The 18,590-nt window shown below is 45.2% G+C and carries 19 protein-coding genes and 2 other annotated features; of the genes, 14 read left to right on the top strand and 5 right to left on the bottom strand.

Going from position 1 to position 18,590, the window contains the following annotated elements; translation table 11 throughout:
• Positions 1–18 precede the first annotated feature (18 nt).
• From cysL to Q5C82_RS01960, 3 genes are all read left to right on the top strand, one after another.
• Positions 19–918 carry a cysJI operon transcriptional regulator CysL gene (gene cysL, locus Q5C82_RS01970; protein WP_003222059.1) on the top strand — a complete coding sequence of 300 codons (900 nt, stop codon included), beginning with the start codon at positions 19–21 and terminating at the stop codon, positions 916–918.
• A 47-nt stretch (positions 919–965) separates the two neighbouring features.
• Entirely contained in the window at positions 966–1,811 is an 846-nt protein-coding gene (gene ywfL / locus Q5C82_RS01965) for an octanoyl-[GcvH]:protein N-octanoyltransferase (protein WP_003222057.1), read from the top strand.
• Positions 1,812–1,979: 168 nt separating this feature from the next.
• Positions 1,980–2,870 (top strand): carboxylate/amino acid/amine transporter, encoded by an 891-nt coding sequence (locus Q5C82_RS01960; RefSeq protein ID WP_003222054.1) that lies wholly within the window; start codon positions 1,980–1,982, stop codon positions 2,868–2,870.
• Positions 2,871–3,013: 143 nt separating this feature from the next.
• Here the strand turns inward: Q5C82_RS01960 and rsfA are convergent, their stop codons facing one another.
• The gene (gene rsfA, locus Q5C82_RS01955; protein ID WP_003222052.1) at positions 3,014–3,799 is read right to left on the bottom strand and encodes a prespore-specific transcription regulator RsfA; all 786 of its coding nucleotides are present in this window, start codon (positions 3,797–3,799) and stop codon (positions 3,014–3,016) included.
• Positions 3,800–4,013: 214 nt separating this feature from the next.
• Here rsfA and Q5C82_RS01950 point away from each other — a divergent pair, with 214 nt between their 5' ends.
• From Q5C82_RS01950 to Q5C82_RS01925, 6 genes are all read left to right on the top strand, one after another.
• Positions 4,014–4,238, top strand: coding sequence for a DUF1450 domain-containing protein (locus tag Q5C82_RS01950; protein WP_003222050.1), 225 nt, complete (start codon positions 4,014–4,016; stop codon positions 4,236–4,238).
• A gap of 161 nt (positions 4,239–4,399) precedes the next feature.
• Positions 4,400–5,701, top strand: a complete 1,302-nt coding sequence (locus Q5C82_RS01945; RefSeq protein WP_003222047.1) for an HD domain-containing protein — start codon at positions 4,400–4,402, stop codon at positions 5,699–5,701.
• A gap of 35 nt (positions 5,702–5,736) precedes the next feature.
• Entirely contained in the window at positions 5,737–6,237 is a 501-nt protein-coding gene (locus Q5C82_RS01940) for a YwgA family protein (RefSeq protein WP_003222046.1), read from the top strand.
• Between the two features lie 138 nt (positions 6,238–6,375).
• Positions 6,376–6,531, top strand: coding sequence for a hypothetical protein (locus Q5C82_RS01935; protein WP_032727277.1), 156 nt, complete (start codon positions 6,376–6,378; stop codon positions 6,529–6,531).
• A gap of 79 nt (positions 6,532–6,610) precedes the next feature.
• Positions 6,611–6,833: a binding site (T-box leader), on the top strand.
• A 31-nt stretch (positions 6,834–6,864) separates the two neighbouring features.
• Positions 6,865–7,087, top strand: a binding site (T-box leader).
• A 52-nt stretch (positions 7,088–7,139) separates the two neighbouring features.
• On the top strand, positions 7,140–9,056 hold the full coding sequence (thrS, locus tag Q5C82_RS01930) for a threonine--tRNA ligase (RefSeq protein WP_003222042.1): 1,917 nt from the start codon (positions 7,140–7,142) through the stop codon (positions 9,054–9,056).
• Positions 9,057–9,175: 119 nt separating this feature from the next.
• A complete protein-coding gene (locus Q5C82_RS01925; protein WP_003222040.1) occupies positions 9,176–9,595 on the top strand; it encodes a MarR family transcriptional regulator in 420 nt (139 codons plus the stop codon).
• Between the two features lie 43 nt (positions 9,596–9,638).
• Here the strand turns inward: Q5C82_RS01925 and Q5C82_RS01920 are convergent, their stop codons facing one another.
• A complete protein-coding gene (locus tag Q5C82_RS01920; RefSeq protein WP_003222038.1) occupies positions 9,639–9,827 on the bottom strand; it encodes a 2-hydroxymuconate tautomerase in 189 nt (62 codons plus the stop codon).
• A gap of 108 nt (positions 9,828–9,935) precedes the next feature.
• Between Q5C82_RS01920 and Q5C82_RS01915 the strand changes: the two genes are divergently transcribed.
• Complete coding sequence (locus tag Q5C82_RS01915) at positions 9,936–10,595, top strand: site-2 protease family protein (RefSeq protein ID WP_003222035.1); 660 nt, start codon at positions 9,936–9,938, stop codon at positions 10,593–10,595.
• Positions 10,596–10,607: 12 nt separating this feature from the next.
• Positions 10,608–11,126, top strand: coding sequence for a YwhD family protein (locus tag Q5C82_RS01910; protein ID WP_003222033.1), 519 nt, complete (start codon positions 10,608–10,610; stop codon positions 11,124–11,126).
• A 320-nt stretch (positions 11,127–11,446) separates the two neighbouring features.
• On the opposite strand, the gene Q5C82_RS01905 is transcribed toward Q5C82_RS01910, so the two are convergent.
• The gene (locus Q5C82_RS01905) at positions 11,447–13,522 is read right to left on the bottom strand and encodes a transglycosylase domain-containing protein (protein WP_003222029.1); all 2,076 of its coding nucleotides are present in this window, start codon (positions 13,520–13,522) and stop codon (positions 11,447–11,449) included.
• A 201-nt stretch (positions 13,523–13,723) separates the two neighbouring features.
• Between Q5C82_RS01905 and speE the strand changes: the two genes are divergently transcribed.
• Together speE and speB are read left to right on the top strand one after the other, a co-directional pair.
• A complete protein-coding gene (gene speE / locus Q5C82_RS01900) occupies positions 13,724–14,554 on the top strand; it encodes a spermidine synthase (RefSeq protein ID WP_003222027.1) in 831 nt (276 codons plus the stop codon).
• 60 nt (positions 14,555–14,614) lie between these two features.
• Complete coding sequence (speB, locus tag Q5C82_RS01895) at positions 14,615–15,487, top strand: agmatinase (RefSeq protein ID WP_003222025.1); 873 nt, start codon at positions 14,615–14,617, stop codon at positions 15,485–15,487.
• A gap of 152 nt (positions 15,488–15,639) precedes the next feature.
• Here the strand turns inward: speB and phrF are convergent, their stop codons facing one another.
• The gene (gene phrF, locus Q5C82_RS01890) at positions 15,640–15,759 is read right to left on the bottom strand and encodes a phosphatase RapF inhibitor PhrF (protein WP_003222023.1); all 120 of its coding nucleotides are present in this window, start codon (positions 15,757–15,759) and stop codon (positions 15,640–15,642) included.
• Entirely contained in the window at positions 15,743–16,888 is a 1,146-nt protein-coding gene (rapF, locus tag Q5C82_RS01885) for a response regulator aspartate phosphatase RapF (RefSeq protein ID WP_003222022.1), read from the bottom strand. Before rapF ends, phrF begins: the two co-directional genes overlap by 17 nt.
• Positions 16,889–17,114: 226 nt before the next feature.
• Between rapF and Q5C82_RS01880 the strand changes: the two genes are divergently transcribed.
• Positions 17,115–18,470, top strand: coding sequence for a YncE family protein (locus Q5C82_RS01880; RefSeq protein WP_003222017.1), 1,356 nt, complete (start codon positions 17,115–17,117; stop codon positions 18,468–18,470).
• The last annotated feature ends 120 nt before the right edge of the window (positions 18,471–18,590 follow it).

The following is an 18,590-nucleotide window of genomic DNA, read 5'->3' as shown; positions in this document are numbered from 1 at the left end:
ATGACAGGGGTGGGGTTTTTGTATTACGACGTGCTGAAAACGTTTATAGCGGTAGTAGAAGAAAAAAACTTCACAAAAGCGGCGGAAAAGCTGATGATCTCCCAGCCCAGCGTCAGTCTCCATATCAAAAATCTTGAGAAAGAATTTCAAACGGCTCTCTTGAACCGGTCGCCAAAACACTTTACGACAACGCCGACAGGAGACATTTTGTATCAAAGAGCAAAGCAAATGGTATTTCTCTACGAGCAAGCAAAGGCTGAAATCTATGCCCATCATCACTATGTGAAGGGCGAATTGAAAATTGCTGCCAGCTTTACGATCGGAGAGTATATTCTTCCGCCGCTCTTAGCCCAGCTGCAAAAGCTGTATCCAGAGCTGAACCTCGATGTCATGATTGGCAATACGGAGGAGGTCAGCGAGCGTGTGCGGATGCTTCAGGCTGATATCGGGCTGATTGAAGGACATACAAACGAAAACGAGCTGGAAATTGAGCCGTTCATGGAAGATGAAATGTGCATTGCCGCGCCGAATCAGCATCCGCTGGCAGGACGAAGAGATATTTCGATCAGCGATTTGCAAAACGAAGCATGGGTAACAAGAGAGAAAGGCTCCGGGACGAGAGAATATCTCGATCATGTGCTCAGCTCAAACGGGCTGCGGCCGAAGTCGATGTTCACCATCAGCAGCAATCAAGGAGTAAAAGAAGCGGTGATCAGCGGCATGGGGCTGTCGGTTCTATCCAGAAGCGTGCTGCATAAGGATTTGATTCACCGTGAAATTTCTATTCTTCATATAAAAGATTTCTCGTTAAAGCGCAAGCTGTCTTACATTCATTCTCCTCTCATGGAGAATACAAAAAACAAAGAAATTTTTATTACGATGCTGAAAAGCAATTATCAATCACAGCGGCTGAAATGATATAATAGTTTTCGTTCATAAGCCTAACATGAAAGGGTTTTACATAGATGGCAAACCAACCGATTGATTTACTGATGCAGCCGACATGGAGAGTCATTGACCAATCCAGTCTCGGCCCTTTATTTGATGCGAAGCAGTCCTTCGCAATGGATGATACGCTGTGCATGTCCGTCGGAAAAGGCGTGTCGCCGGCGACAGCGCGCTCATGGGTTCACCACGATACAATTGTCCTTGGAATACAGGATACGCGCCTCCCGTTTTTGCAGGACGGTATCACCTTCCTGGAAAATGAAGGATACCGTGTGATTGTACGCAATTCCGGCGGTCTTGCCGTCGTTTTGGATGAAGGCGTTTTAAATATTTCTCTCATATTCGAGGACGAAAAGAAAGGCATCGATATAGACAAAGGATATGAAGCGATGGTTGAGCTGATGAAACGGATGCTAAAGCCGTACAACGCAAAGATCGAAGCCTATGAAATTGAAGGGTCCTATTGTCCCGGCAGCTATGACCTTAGCATAAATGGCAAAAAATTCGCCGGCATCTCTCAAAGGCGCGTTCGCGGCGGAGTCGCTGTTCAAATTTATCTCTGCGCGGATAAAAGCGGCAGTGAAAGAGCTGATTTGATCAGACGATTCTACCAAGCAGCGCTGAAGGACAAACAAAACGATAAAAAAGGTGTCTATCCGGAGATACGTCCGGAAACGATGGCGTCCTTAAGTGAGCTGCTGCAAACAGACATCTCCGTACAAGACTTAATGTTCGCTTTACTGACAGAATTAAAAGCGTTAAGCACCCATCTTTACTCAGCCGGACTGTCCATTGATGAGGAAATGGAATTTGAGAAAAACCTCGTCCGGATGGCTGAGCGGAATGCAAAGGTATTTGGGTGAACGTTCTTCGCATGCCAGCTGTATGGCCGGCATGCATTTTTTATATCAAGCGGTATTTTATCCCCAACAATCTTATTTTCAGATAAATCCTTCTTACATTCAGATAACCCTGTCAAAACGAAAAACGATAAAATGACATCAGCATCCATATACAAAGGGGAGAGGCAGATGAAAGGGAATGTTTACAGCCTGTTTGTGCTGATCGCGGCTTTCTTCTGGGGAACCACGGGAACCGTGCAGGCGATGGCTCCAGAAAGCTCCACACCGCTGGCATTCGGAGCGTTCAGATTATTAATAGGAGGAAGCGCCATGCTGCTTGCGGTTTGGATCAGCCGGGAGCTTCACGTGAAAAATTGGTCATGGCCGCTCGTGTTAGCGGCAGCGGTTTGTATGGCGTGTTATCAGCCGCTGTTTTTCACAGCCGTTAAAGAAACAGGAATCGCTGTGGGGACTGTAATTGCGATCGGCAGTGCGCCTATCATTGCCGGAAGCATGGAGTGGGCCATATTGAAAAAACGTCCGCGAAACTCTTGGTGGATCGCGACTGTACTGGCTTTAGCCGGTTGCTGGCTCCTGTTTTCCGACGGTTCGAATGTTCGGATTGATGTTACTGGCGTTCTTATGGCGCTCGGAGCGGGTGCTTCTTTTGCGGGCTATACGCTTATCAGTAAAGCGATGATGAAAAACCAGCCTCCGCGAGCGACTTCCGCCGTTGTCTTTATGATCAGTGCCATTCTGCTGACGCCGCTTTTATGGCAGTCAGATATCTCGTGGATATTGACCCCGAGAGGATTGGGAACGAGTCTTTACATCGGTCTAATAGCAACATGTGCCGCATACTTCTTGTTTGTGAAAGGCCTTACGGGGGTTCCGGCCTCGGCGGCGGTCACGCTGTCTTTAGCTGAACCGCTGACGGCCTCATTGCTGGGCGTGTTTTTCATAGGGGAAATGCTTTCATTTTCCTCGTGGCTCGGCATTACACTGATGATGCTTGGGCTTCTGGTCATTTCCGCTGCGCCTCGGAAACAAAAAACGGCCGAGGCGGCTCACATGTCTTAATAGATTCGCATAAGCTTGGCCTCATTTTACAAGAATAGCGGAGCCAGCTGCAAAATAATAAAATCCTGTTTTCTCAATGGAAAAGGGGATTTTGTACATGGAGAAAATCCCAAAACCAGTTGCTGTTTTGGGATTTTTCTAACTTACTCTGCCATTTTTTCTAAATTGCCGTTTCGGTCCATTTTGAAGGACGGAGAGGCATGTTCATCTTCTTCAAATAAAACTAGCTTTCTGGCTCTATTCATAATTTTCACCAAGGTTTCATAATCTTCTTGGATCGTTTTTTGGTCTTTTTCAAGCTTTTGTACTTCTGCCTCAAGCTGTTCCGTTTTGCTTTGCAATTCCTGATTTTCTTTCTTTAAACGCTCATTTTCCATTTTTAATGCCGATGATTGCTCATTATTGCCTTCGTAATTCTGCAGGAAGCGGATCACATCATTCATCGTCATCGTCATCTCAGGCGCGGCTGCAGGCGTTTGGGGAGACAATAAGTGTGATAGACTAGCTAACTCTTCCTTAAAGCTTTCATCCACAAAAGGCATGTGTTCGCCTGACATTAAAGGCTGCTGCTCATTTTCAGCTGCTGGTGCGTCTGTTTTAACAGGCTCCTCTGCAGCGGTTTCTTGAATGATTTCAGGATCAACCGCAGGAGGCTGATATAATAGCCTTTTTTTCGCAGGCTGCCCGTTTCCGAGCGCTCTCATCCGCTGTTTTCGCTGTTTTTTCGCAAGTTGAAGCGCTTTTTCATATTGATGGCGGACTACCGCGTTCCATCTGAATCCGCAGGCTGCAGATGTCCGGTTTAATTTATCTCCGACTTCTTCAAAGGCGTTCAGCTGAGTGCTGCCCTCCCTCACATGCCGAAGCACTGTTTCGGCTAAAAGCAGATCGTTTTCCTCTGACCAAGCGTCTTGTCGCTGTTTTGTCATTTATCTCAACTCCCATTTTTCTTTTCATGGTATTAGAATGTCCAGTTTGGAAAATATTTATACAAGTTGGCTGAAAGAATAGGAGATACGAAGGATGGAGCGGCTTGCAGGAACAGTCGAATCCTTGTAAAATGAAGAGTGATGTGATTTTTTTTGAAAAGCGATTTTAGGTTATTCACATAGATGAACATAGAAATGAAGGGAAGCGTACGTCATGGCTAATGAATTTCGAGTGTGTGATGATTGCCAAGCCACTAATATCAAAACATTGCTGCCGCGTTTAAAAGAAGTGGACCCGGACGCAAAGGTTGAGGTAGGATGCCAATCTTATTGCGGACCCGGACGGAAAAAATCATTTGCTTTTGTGAACAATCGCCCGCTGTCAGCTCCGACAGAGGATGAGCTGATTGACAAAGTAAAAAAGAAAATAAAAAAGTAAAAACATATTTTTTCATAGCCTCGGCCCTCAGGTCAGGCTTTTTTGCTTCACATAACGTGTTTTTCGTAAAGATGGAACAAATCGCCGGGCAAATTCAAGGATGTTTTCAAAGAATAGAGTCGATATAATAGAAACACGGCTAAAAAAAAGAGGGAATGACGATGGCGTATCCAAATGGAAAATTATCAGAAGAAAAAGTGTTTAAAGATCCGGTGCACCGCTATGTTCATGTTCGGGACAAGCTGATATGGGATTTGATCGGAACCCGCGAATTTCAGCGTCTCCGCAGAATTAAGCAGCTTGGCACGACGTATTTGACGTTCCACGGCGCTGAGCATAGCCGGTTCAACCATTCTCTCGGTGTCTATGAAATTGTCAGGAGAATGGTTGATGACGTCTTTAAAGGCCGCCCTGAATGGGATGACAGTGAGCGCGAACTCTGTTTGGCTGCGGCGCTGCTTCATGATCTCGGGCACGGGCCGTTCTCGCATTCATTTGAAAAAGTCTTTCACCTTGACCACGAAGATTTTACAAGAGGTATCATTTTGGGGGACACGGAGGTCAATCAGGTGCTCAGAAAGGTGAGCCCGCGTTTCCCGCAGGATGTTGCTGAAGTCATTGCCAAAACATATAAAAACAAGCAAGTGGTCAGCCTGATTTCTAGTCAGATAGACGCAGACCGCATGGATTACCTGCAGCGCGACGCATATTATACGGGCGTCAGCTACGGCCATTTTGATATGGAGCGGATTCTTCGGGTGATGCGCCCGCGCGAGGATCAGATCGTCATTAAAGAAAGCGGGATGCACGCTGTCGAAGACTATATCATGAGCCGCTACCAAATGTACTGGCAGGTGTATTTCCATCCAGTGACAAGAAGCGCAGAGGTTATTTTAACGAAGATTCTTCACAGGGCGAAGCAGCTGCACGATGAAGGCTATGTCTTCACTCACGCTCCGGTTCATTTCTATTCTATTTTTGAAGGGAAATTGACCCTGGAGGATTATGTGAAGCTGGATGAATCTATTATTTTGTATTACTTCCAGGCCTGGGAGGATGAAGAAGACGCAATTTTATCCGATTTGTGCCGCAGATTCATTAACCGCCAGCTGTTCCAATACGTTGAATTCAATCCGAATGAAGAAATGTCGGCTTATTTTGAGCTGACTTCATTGTTCAAAGAGGCGGGAATCGATCCGAGCTATTATTTGGTCGTCGATTCTTCTTCAGATCTGCCATACGATTTTTACCGTCCTGGAGAAGAAGAGGAGCGTCTGCCGATCCATCTCTTGACGCAAAGCGGCCAAATTAAAGAGCTGTCCAGACAGTCGGCTATTGTGGAATCCATCTCCGGGAAAAGGCGGACGGACCACAAGCTGTACTATCCGAAGGACCTGATTTGTGACGGCTCTGAACATCCGGAAGCGAAAATGAAAATCCGGCAGCTGCTGGGACTGACATAGAAATTGGAAAGAAGGAAAAAGGAGATGTCGGGAATTTGTTGAAAGAACATGCAAAACTGATGAAGGTGTTCTCGGATTCTGGAGAAATCATCGGGCGGAAGAAGCTGCAGAAAATGATTTATATTGCAAAGAAAATGCAGTTTCCTTTCTATGAGAAATATGATTTTCACTTTTACGGACCGTATTCAGAGGAACTGACGCTCCAGATTGAAGAGCTGTGCAATCTTGGATTTCTGCATGAAGTGAAGGAAAAAAAGGGCGGCTACTTTCAATACCGTTATTCGCTGACTGAGACAGGCTCCGCATTTTTAGACCATGCTGATCTGGATATGCCCGATATCAAAGGCTATATCGACAGTGTAAACAGCCGTTCATCACGGTTTTTAGAGCTGGTTTCCACGATCCTTTACTTTGACGGGCTTGAGGCCGAGGAAAAGAAAGAAAAAGTCTTTACAATCAAAAGCAAACAAAAATATACAAATGAAGAATATGACGAAGCGCTTCAATACATAGAAGAACTGAAGCAGATTTGTTAACCATACCAAGCAAAAGAAATGCTCCGTTTCTTTTGCTTTTTTTTAACAGAACAAATTGCGGTTTCTGAAAATGTATTGTAAAATATATGAAATCATCAAACAATCAGTAATGTATACAGGCACTGATAAGGACACGAGATGCTTTTTACGGTTTCCAGAGAGGGAAGGACAGCTGAGATCTTCCTAACGCAGGGGAAGCAGCTTACCGCCTTTGAGCCGTATCGGGGAAATCGAGTATCTGATACCGTCATGCTGCGTTACAGCACCTTAAAGCCGATACACCATGTGTGTTGATCGGGAATTTGGGTGGAACCACGGATGATAAACACATTCGTCCCTTTTAGAGGGATGGGTGTGTTTTTTTATGAACTAAATACATGCGATGAAAAGGACATGAATGATCATTACGGTTTTCAGAGAGGGAAGGAAAGGTGAGAGCTTCCCAGCTTAGGATGATCATTTACCACCTTGGAGCAGCATTGGGGAACTGAAGTATCCAATGCCGTCTATGCTGCGTTACAGCACCGAGCCGATAAACAAAGCGTTTGTCGGGAATTTGGGTGGAACCACGGGTACATCACACACTCGTCCCTTTTAGAGGGATGGGTGTGTTTTTTTATGAATTGAATACATGCGATGAAAAGGACATGAATGATCGTTACGGTTTTCAGAGAGGGAAGGAAAGGTGGGAGCTTCCCAGCTTAGGATGATCATTTACCACCTTGGAGCAGCATTGGGGAACTGAAGTATCCAATGCCGTCTATGCTGCGTTACAGCACCGAGCCGATAAACAAAGCGTTTGTCGGGAATTTGGGTGGAACCACGGGTACATCACACACTCGTCCTTTACAGCGGGACGGGTGTGTTTTTTATATCCAACAATGATGAAGGAGTGTTTAAAAATGAGTAAACATGTACACATTCAGCTTCCGGACGGACAGATCAAGGAATATCCGAAAGGCATCACAATCAAAGAAGCGGCTGGTTCTATCAGTTCCAGTCTGCAAAAGAAGGCGGCTGCGGGCCAGGTCAATGGCAAGCTCGTTGATCTCAGCTTTAAGCTGGAGGAGGATGCTGAGCTTTCGATTGTCACACTTGATTCCCAAGAAGGCTTGCAGGTGCTTCGCCACACATCAGCGCACGTACTGGCCCAAGCAGTGAAACGTCTGTACGGAGAAGTGTCATTGGGGATAGGTCCAGTGATTGAAGACGGCTTCTACTATGACATGAAGCTGGAGCAAAGCTTGACATCAGGAGACTTAGAGGCCATCGAAAAAGAAATGAAGAATATTATAAATGAGAACCTTGAAATCAAACGAATTGAGGTTTCTTACGAAGAGGCTGAAGAGCTGTTTGCCAAAAAAGGCGAGCCGTTTAAGCTGGAGATGTTGAAGGATATTCCGCGCGGAGAGGATATCACGCTGTATCAGCAGGGAGAATTCGTTGACCTGTGCCGCGGGCCGCATCTTCCTTCCACAGGAATGATCAAGGCGTTCAAACTGACAAGAGTATCGGGCGCTTATTGGCGCGGAGACAGCGAGAATGAAGTCCTGCAGCGGGTGTACGGGGTTGCGTTTCAAAAGAAAAAAGATCTCGATGCGCATCTGCATACGCTGGAAGAAGCGGCAAAACGAGACCATCGCAAGCTGGGCAAACAATTAGAGCTGTTTATGTTTTCTGAAGAAGCGCCGGGGATGCCGTTTTATTTGCCAAAAGGGCAGATTATCCGCAATGAGCTGGAACGCTTCTCGCGTGAGCTGCAAACAAAGGCTGGCTACGAGGAGGTGCGTACGCCATTTATGATGAATCAGCGGTTATGGGAGCAGTCAGGCCACTGGGATCATTATCGCGACAATATGTATTTTTCAGAAGTGGATGATACAAGATTCGCAATGAAGCCGATGAATTGTCCCGGACATATGCTCATCTTTAAAAACAGCCTGTATTCGTATCGGGATCTGCCGATTCGCATGGCGGAATTCGGCCAGGTGCATCGCCATGAATACAGCGGTGCTTTAAACGGAATGCTTCGCGTCCGGACGTTCTGCCAAGATGACGCCCATATCTTCGTTCGAGAGGATCAGATTGAAAGTGAGATCAAAGAAGCGATCCGGCTGATTGATGAGGTATATCGTACTTTTGGCTTCGAGTATTCAGTCGAACTCTCGACTCGCCCGGAAGATTCATTAGGCGATGACAGCCTTTGGGAAGCGTCGGAACGTGCCTTAGCATACGTCCTTGAGGAGCTTAACCTGTCTTATGAGGTTAATAAAGGCGACGGGGCGTTTTACGGGCCGAAAATTGATTTTCACATAAAAGATGCCCTGAAACGAAGCCACCAATGCGCGACAATACAGCTTGATTTTCAAATGCCGGAAAAATTTGATTTAACATATATCAATGAACACAATGAAAAAGTTCGTCCTGTTGTCATACACAGAGCGGTATTCGGCTCGATCGACCGCTTCTTCGGCATTTTAATCGAGCATTTCGGCGGGGCATTCCCAGTCTGGCTTGCACCGATCCAGGTTCAAATCATTCCGGTTTCGCACGTTCACTGGGACTATTGCAGAAAGGTGCAGGCAGAGCTGAAGCGGCTGGGAATAAGAGCCCGCATTGATGAGCGTAATGAGAAACTGGGCTACAAAATCAGAGAGTCGCAGGTGCAGAAAATCCCGTACGTGCTGGTGCTCGGGGATCATGAAGAGCAGAAAGACGCGGTAAACGTCCGCCAATTCGGAGATCAGCTGATTGAACACGTCCCTTTTCAGACGTTTAAAGATAAACTAGTTAAACAGGTGAAAAATCGAAGTATCTAGGAGAAAAGCTGTGAATTCTCATTTTGCTTTTTTGACTTTCCCTATCCGGAATCAGTAAAATAATAAGTAAATCATATCGTTCGTATGTTATGAATGCATCTCGAAATGGGGAAATCTACATGGACCATGACAAACTGGAAGCAAATATGCTGGATCACGCACTTACAAAATACTTGAAAAGCACGAAACTATTGGATGAAGCCACCGTTCCGAAACATGTGAATAATGTAAGAGGATTTATTCTGCGGATTATATACAGACATGGGAGCTGCACCATAAAGGATATTCTGAAGGAGGTCACACTCTCTCCCTCTGCCACAACCACTGCTCTGAATCATTTAGAACAGGAGGGGTTTATTGAAAGATCGAGAAATAACAATGACCGCCGTACTGTATGGATTACGCTTTCTGAATCGGGCCGGGGAACAGCTGAACAAATGATCGAAAACCGACAGCAGCTGATTGACGGCATGTTTGAACGTTTAACAATCGAAGAGAAAAAGACGTTCTTAGCGATTATAGAGAAGCTGACCCAATAGGGATAGAAAAAGCCGGTGCGCGAAGCGCCGGCTTTATAAGAGATTATTCCATATCGCTCAGGCGTTTGCCTGCGACGGCATAATGATCTTTTCTCATTTCTTCTATAAATACAACAATTTTTTCTTCAGAAGCACCGGTTGTTTCCTTTACGGCTTCTGTTACTTTCTCGACAAGATTGCGTTTTTGCTCGTCTGTACGGCCTTCGAGCATTTTGACGGTTACGTATGGCATGGGTGCTGAATCCTCCTTTATCTCGTTTCCTCTCTTTAGAAAAAGAGGCTTCTTATAGTATACTGAATAAAGTAAATTCTTGCATTTTTAGAAAGAGGGATATCTCACTTGGACCGTTTTTTATATTATCCGTTATCTTTAATGCCATACCTCGTCATCACGTTAATTGTGTCGTTTACGGTGCATGAGCTTGCCCACGCTTATGTCGCATACAAGTTCGGTGACGATACGGCGAAAAAACAAGGAAGACTGACACTCAATCCCATTAAACACCTTGATCCTTTCGGAACCATTTTGATTCTGGTGGCCGGCTTCGGATGGGCGCGCCCTATTCCCGTCAATCGCCGCTTCTTTAAGAAACCTCGGCTTGCCGGCGTGCTTGTATCTATTGCCGGACCCGTCAGTAACCTGATTCTTGCGTTTATCGGTTTCTTTTTGTTAGTGTTGATGCATGCATACGGAATGGAGCTGCTTGCGGCATTCAGCACGGGACTTGATCAGTTCTTTTCCATTTGGATACAGCTGAATCTTGTTTTGTTTTTATTTAATCTGCTGCCGCTTCCTCCGCTCGATGGCTATCGAATAATCGAAGATCTTGTTCCGCCGGGGGTGCGTGCCAAGATGACGCAGGCGGAGAACTACGGCTTTATCGTCTTTTTGGTTCTGTTTGTGACACCGCTTGGATCTTACGTGCTTTGGCCACTGCTAAATGCCGGAAGAGATCGGATTTTACAGCTGTTTTCAGCGATATTTCAACCGCTTTTGTAGGAGGTAGAACTCATGGAAGAAAAAAAGAAAAAATCAATCGGGTTTAATATTATCAAAAGTGATCCGACAGACGGACACGGCGGTTTCGGCGTAGGGGCACTCAGCCTCGATAACATTTCCCCTGTATTCGTCGATGTAGAGGAAAAAGAAGCGTTCGTTGACATCGGTGCCATGCACGCCCGCAGCACCGTTGAAAAAGGAATTAAATTTCTGCCGAATAAAGAAGAAGTTCCAAACGGCAAACCATACTGGCTTGTATGGGTGACGATTGACAGAAGAGAAGAGGGGCCTTATTACGCGGGCGTGACAGCTTGTGAACTGACGGTCGACAGAAGCATCAGAAGAGGCTACAAATCGCTGCCTGAGCATGTGAATCTAATGGATAAATCAATGAAACGAAAAATTATCATTGATAAAATGGACGACAGCTCGAAGCGTGTGCTCGGCGAGTTTCTGAAAAATCATGATCAGGGCCTATGGGACCGGTCCTCAGATGAATTAAAAACAGGCCTGCTTCCGGAAGACAATTAATTTGTGAACTTTCTGTGAACTTTTAGAATATTTGAACTATTTTTCGTAAACATTGAGTAAACTGGTGATACAGAAATAGGACATGGAAAATCCCGAGCCGAACCAAGACTCGGGGTTTTTCATTTTTAAGTGTAAGATGATGTATGAAACCATTCGAGTCGGTGATTCGGAGATTAAAGCCGACGTCGAAGAAATGAGAATTCACCACTTTATCTTCGAAGGATTCCCGAAACTGATTGTTCAGCTCCATTGCGTAACATTGCTTCCATCGATGATGAAGGAACCAACGAATAACCCGCCTCCGAGGAGACGGGTTATTTTCAATGATTTCGCCCCAGCCATTTGTCCCACCACTTTTTCGGTGAAGCAGGCTTCTCTTTGACTGGATGCAGGTCTTTTGTTTGTTTTGCTGGTTCTGCCCCATAGCATACGTTTGATGGCTCAGTGCCTTTCACAAAATACGTGTAGTGCTTGGCTGCACAGCCGGGGCCAGATGTGTAGCCTGTTGCCGGATCAATGTACACGCCGGTTACGCCTTTTGGCGGTTTGAATGCAGTTTCCGGTTCTCCTTTGAGCGCATCCTCCATGAAGTCAGCCCAAATCGTTTTGGCATAGCTTTTTTCTTCGACCGAGTCGATGGTGCTGTTTTTATCATAGCCCGTCCAAACACCTGCGGCCAGCTTCGGATTGAAACCAATCATCCAGCTGTCTGCGCTTGTGGTTCCTGATTTTCCCGCATACGTTCTTGTCAGGCGGTTGGCGATCGTCCGTCCGGTTACCGACGTATAGCCGTTTAAATCCGGATCAAACATGCCTGTCATCATACTCGCCGTGACAAAAGCGGCTTTTTCATCGAGCACTTGTTTATGCTGATTCGGGTTTTCATACAGCACATGTCCCGCTGCGTCCGTGACCCTCGAAATAAAGGTCGGTTCGATTTGCTTCCCGCCATTTGCAAGTATGGCATAGGCATTGACCATCTCAATCGGGCGCACGGGTTCGGTACCAAGCGCCAGAGACGGCAGTGCTTGAAGCTGCGCAGTGATGCCGAATTCCTTTGCCGCCTGTACGAGCTTGTTCATGCCGAGAAAGAGATGTGTTTTCACAGCGTAAATGTTGTCGGAAAGCGCCAGCGCCTGCAAAAGTGTAATCGGCTTGTTGGCGTAGTATCCGTTATAGTTGCTTGGAGAATAGGTTTCTCCTTTTGCATCAATTTGAAACTCGGTTTCTTCGCTTTTCATCAAAGTGACTGGCGTAAATCCGCTCTGGATCGCTTTATAGTACAGTAACGGCTTGATCGTCGAAGCAGGCTGGCGTTTCGCCTGTGTCGTCCGGTCAAACGGGCTTTTATGATAATCCCTGCCACCGACAAGAGCGAGAACGTTTCCTGTGCGGGGATCAATGGCTGAAAACCCGACTTGAATGTCAGAGCCGGCGTTGACGGTTTCGGTAATGGTCTCCTCGGCGATCCGCTGCATCCGTTTATCTACTGTCGTATAGACGTTTAACCCGCTCGTTTCAATTTGCTCCCGCGTCATGCCGAGCTTTTTCTCCAGCTCTCTCATCGCATTGTCATAGAAATAAGGGGCCTTTCTCTTGGAAACTTGTTTATTCAAAGGCTGATAAGAAAGAGGTTCTTTCATCAGTTCATCCGCTTTCCTATGGCTGATCATCCGCTGCTTTTCCATCATCCGCACAATCGTTTTCTGGCGCTCCTTGGCCTTCGTTTCATTGACATACGGCGAGTAGCCGGAAGGGCCTTTCGGGATTCCCGCCAATAACGCGGCCTCCGCATCTGTCAGGTTTTTCGCATGCTTGCCGAAATACAGGCGGGAAGCGGCTTCAATGCCGTAGGCGCCGTGGCCGTAGTAAATCGTATTTAAATAGCCTTCTAATATCTCGTCCTTAGAATAGTTCTGTTCCAGACGAATTGTGTAGAACGCCTCATTCCATTTCCGTTTCCACGTTTTATCGTGTTCAAGGTATAAGTTTCTCGCATATTGCTGGGTGATGGTGCTTGCGCCCTGAACCTTGGCAAATGCTTTCAGATCAGCAAGCGCCGCACCGGCCATGCGTTTATAATCAAAGCCGTGATGATCGTAGAAATTTTGGTCTTCAACCGCCACTGTCGCTTTTACAATCGTCGGATTCATGTCCTTTAAGGGGACCCAATAGCGCTTTTCGCCGTAATTCGTTTCCCCGAGCTTTGAGCCGTCACTCGCATACAAAATCGTGGATTGCGGCACTTGCACGGAGGGAGCGCCCTGGTATTTGGCTATCAAAATGACAGTCATAAACACAGCAGCTGCCGCTAAGGCCGCCAAAGCCCCTAAAAAGATAAAGGCGCGAACGGTTTTCAGCGTCAGTCTCAGCCGTTTATTTGTCATTGCATCCACAACGGGTTCCCCCTTTTTTTATGTTTCTACTATTATGAGAAAAAAAGATCATTTTTAAACATCGAAGAACAGGACGTATCTTTACTTTTTCCCCGCCATCCTCTATACTTTTTCCTTAGGTGAAAATGAGATTTCAACCGAGAATAAAAGCTGATAAGACGCTTACAATAAATGAATACAGCCTTGAAAGGGAGATGACAATTGAGCGAACTTTGGTACACAGAGAAGCAGACAAAAAACTTTGGCATTACGATGAAGGTTAACAAAACGTTACATACAGAACAAACGGAGTTTCAGCATTTAGAAATGGTGGAAACAGAAGAGTTCGGCAACATGCTGTTTTTGGACGGCATGGTGATGACATCTGAAAAAGACGAATTCGTATATCACGAAATGGTGGCGCATGTCCCATTATTTACGCACCCAAATCCGGAGCACGTTCTTGTAGTCGGCGGCGGTGACGGCGGCGTCATCAGAGAAATCCTGAAGCATCCGAGCGTAAAAAAAGCGACACTTGTTGATATTGACGGCAAGGTTATCGAATACTCTAAAAAGTTCCTTCCTTCTATCGCAGGAAAACTGGATGATCCACGCGTTGACGTGCAGGTGGATGACGGATTTATGCACATTGCGAAATCTGAAAATCAATATGACGTGATCATGGTAGATTCAACTGAACCTGTCGGACCGGCTGTAAACCTGTTTACAAAAGGATTCTATGCGGGAATCGCGAAGGCGCTGAAAGAAGACGGTATTTTCGTCGCTCAGACGGACAACCCATGGTTTACACCGGAATTAATCACAAATGTACAGCGCGACGTGAAGGAAATCTTCCCGATTACGAAGCTGTATACGGCGAACATTCCGACATACCCAAGCGGTTTGTGGACATTTACAATCGGTTCGAAAAAATATGATCCGCTTGCAGTGGAAGATAGCCGTTTCTTCGAAATTGATACGAAATATTACACAAAAGATATTCATAAAGCGGCATTTGTTCTGCCGAAATTTGTGAGTGACCTGATTAAATAATGTTGGTATGGCGCAGGAGCGAATCTTGCGCTTTTTTACAGGAAAGCGAGGGTATAATAGATGAGATTTGATGAAGCTTATTCCGGAAAAGTATTTATTGCGAGCCGTCCCGAGTGGGAGGGGGCGGACGCCATCCTTTACGGCATGCCGATGGACTGGACGGTCAGCTATCGCCCGGGCTCACGCTTTGGCCCAGGCAGAATTCGCGAGGTGTCAATCGGCCTTGAAGAATACAGTCCGTATTTAGACCGTGATCTGGCCGACCTGAACTTCTTTGACGCCGGCGACATTCCACTGCCGTTCGGAAATCCGCAGCGAAGCCTTGATATGATTGAGGAATATGTGGACAGCATTTTAGAAAAAGGGAAGTTCCCAATGGGCATGGGCGGGGAGCACCTCGTGTCATGGCCTGTCATTAAAGCAATGCACAAGAAATACCCAGACCTTGCGATTATCCATTTTGACGCACATACAGATCTTCGCGTTGATTATGAGGGAGAACCGCTTTCTCACTCCACGCCGATCCGCAAAGCGGCAGAATTGATCGGACCGAACAATGTATATTCATTCGGAATCCGTTCCGGCATGAAAGAAGAGTTTGAATGGGCGAAGCAAAACGGCATGCACATTTCAAAATTTGAAGTGCTTGAACCACTGAAAGAAGTGCTTCCGAAGCTGGCGGGCCGTCCGGTATATGTCACAATCGACATTGACGTATTAGACCCTGCACACGCACCGGGAACAGGAACGGTTGACGCAGGGGGCATCACGTCTAAAGAACTGCTTGCATCCGTCCATGAAATTGCGCGCTCAGAAGTAAACGTGAAGGGCGCTGATTTAGTGGAAGTCGCACCGGTGTATGACCACTCAGAACAAACGGCTAACACAGCCAGCAAAATCATCCGTGAAATGCTGCTTGGGTTTGTGAAATAAGAAAACATCCAGATCTTGTCTGGATGTTTTTTTATTCCCAGCCTTTACAAACATTTACCCACTCTTTTGAGAAAGAAAATTGGGATAACTCCGAGGATGTTAATTCAATAATTGGGCAAGGAGGGGACAAAATACCGCCGATAGATCGGCGGTTAAATCATTCCTCGCTGTGCAACTTCAATTTGGTGGGTAGGTGCATTTGCAATATTTGTTGCGATGAAAACAGTGCTTAGGGCCAGACAAGAGAGTAATAGTTTAGACTTCAATTTCATACAATCTCACTCCTCCTTGAATAAGTTGCCTTACTTGTTCCACCTTCAGGAAATAAGCAGAAGCTTTTTGAAAATTTTCACGTTCATGATAATATTTTGCCACATCAAGAGCGAAATCTTCAAGATCAGCATACAACATTTTACTTTCGAGGAAATCAAAGAACCTTTGAATTGCTTCTTCATCAGGGCCTGATAAGTATAAAGATTTCAAAAATTCAAACTCTGATAAATAGATTGAATCTCCGGCCTTTTGAGAATAAGCCATTCCCTTACTATGATATGCATGGGCTTTATCCATTTTTCCCAATTTATAATGAATTTGTGTAATTAAAAAATAGGCTTGGGGCAGGGAAGGAAGAATGTTAGATTCCTCAAAAACAGCTATTGCTCTTTTGAAATATGTTACGGCATCCTCATATTGGCTTTGGCTGTTTTTACAAAGCCCGATGTTGTACAATGTTCTCCCCATTAATTGGGGCTGATTCTCAGCTTTCGCCATAGAGTAAGCTTTTTTAAAATGTGAGATGGCATCCTCATATTGTTTTAAATCTAAGAAATTGGTAGCAAATAAAGAATGACACTGCAGCAATCTTATATTGTAAGCTTCATGTTCTTTGTATATTTCATATGCCTGCCGTGCATAGTCCATTGAAAAATACGTTTGTTTCATATAGTAATAAGATTCAGACATCTTAAAGAAAAACTCTGCCTTCTCTATTCGATCCTTAACAAATATCAACTTGCTTTCGGCCTTTTTAAAAAATTTAATAGCCGACAGATATTCCCGCTGGTCTAGCTCATACATGCCTCTGAAGAAATTAAAGTAATAATCAAGGACTCCAGTTAAACGAGCCTGTTTTTTATCAATCTCAAGCAGCAAATCTGACAATCTCGGCTGTTCCTCGATCCGCATTTTCTCTAGTGGTTCAAGGTACTCAAGCATCAGGTTGTGCCGGAATTCCATCAGTGAATAGTACAAATGAAGATCTTGGTCTTCTTCCATTTGATCCAGCTCTTGTTTGATTTCTCTTCGCAAATATTCTGCATCGGGTATGCTGAATCGGCGTATGTACATATACCATTCGTTAATCTTTTCTCCGACGGAAGAAGAAGATATGACACCTGTCACGTTTGCAAATCCCTCCCTTCATTATTCTATATATGTCATATTTTATCATCATCATTCTTGTGAGAAGCGCAAAAAAACCGCAATCTTTTCTTTCGTTACACCGCATTAGTGGAAATATTTTCGAAAACCGCTTTTGCCCTCGGCAATTTGTACAAGCAAACACATTCACCTTCCATATTCTGTTGTATCTGCGTGAGCAGTGTATTTCTGAAAAGGAAGTGAAGGTATGAGAAAAAACAAGCTTTCCTTTAAAGAAAAAGCAGGAGCCGCTCAAGAAGAATGTTTATGTTTTTGTGAGGAAGAAGCTAGCCGTGAAGCGATGTTTCAAGCGCCGATTGAATTGCCTGAGGGGTTTGTCGTTGATCCGGCTGAAGCTGTTGCAAACGTCACGTGGAACGCAGACAGCCTTTCTTGTGTCAGTGAACGTTGCTTAATTGAGACGGGGCCTGAGCCTGATGAAATCGGTGTTCAATTTGCAGTACGCCTGCAGGGAACTGTTACGCTTCTCGTCAGCGTCTCACCTGTGCGAAATCAATATGGACAAGGCAACGGGGCTGTTTCCGTCATTCACAATGCAGAGATCGACCAAATCGTCTATTATTCTGATGAACCGGATGATTGCCCGGATTTTAGTGACATCACGATCGAGAACCTTGTTGTCGTTCCGCCGTTCTACGGCAGTCCTTTATCCGTAACGGGAACGATTGTGCTTGTACCGGAACCGGAGCCTGTTTATGCGTTTACAGCGAATCCAAATGATCAATCAGTTTCTGTGATTGATACAAACACTCATACTGTTGTGACAACGATTGCTCTTCCATACCGGCCGACAGGTATTGAAATAACTCCAGATAAAAGCGCTGTGTTTGTCTTGCATTTCAACAATAATGTGATTTCTGTCATCGATTATGACACTTTAACGGTGGCAGCATCTATTTTGCTGGATCAGCAGCCTCAATTGATTAGATTTATCCCTAATCATGAATTCGCTTATGTTTTCACCGGCACTGCCATTTATGTGATTGGAATTGATACGTTGGCTGTTGAGAGGTCTATTCCTGTAGAAGGTTTTGATATTGCAATTGACCCCAATGGGTTGTTCGCCTATGTTCTTAATTTTGGGTTAGTGCAAAAAGTGGACTTATCTACCGGTGAAGTCATAGGAACGATCGAGCGAGACCTAATCGTATCATCCATAGAAACAGATTCTACGGAGCGGTATGCGTATGTATTAGAACAAGAATTCTTATTCAATTATTTGACGGTTATTGATTTAAATACGTTTACGATCAGGGATACCCAAGAGCTGGAGCCTGACGGGCTATATGCAATGTTTACGAGTGGATCAGAAGTGTATTTACATGACAGCTTCACTGGCAATTTATATTCTGTCAGTTCGAATGGAGCAGGCGTAATTGGAAATCTTCCGCAATCAGCAACAGACTATGCGTTTACCCCGAATGGCGAATTTCTGTATGCAACTCGTTTTATAGAGCAGAGCATCATTGTTTACAACACAGATGATTATTCTGAGGAAGCTGTGATATCTCTTGGGGTTTCACCGGGGGCCATTGCAATTTAATCAACATCTACAATCAGTATATTTATGCGGCACAGCCTAACAATAATACCGTAACCGTGTACCGCACGAGTGATGATACAGCTGTGACGGTGATTTCGGTCGACACGGGTCCGTCTGCGA

The sequence above is a fragment of the uncultured Bacillus sp. genome (assembly GCF_958411575.1).
Taxonomy (GTDB): domain Bacteria; phylum Bacillota; class Bacilli; order Bacillales; family Bacillaceae; genus Bacillus; species Bacillus spizizenii.
This window is presented reverse-complemented; position numbering and strand designations above follow the sequence as displayed.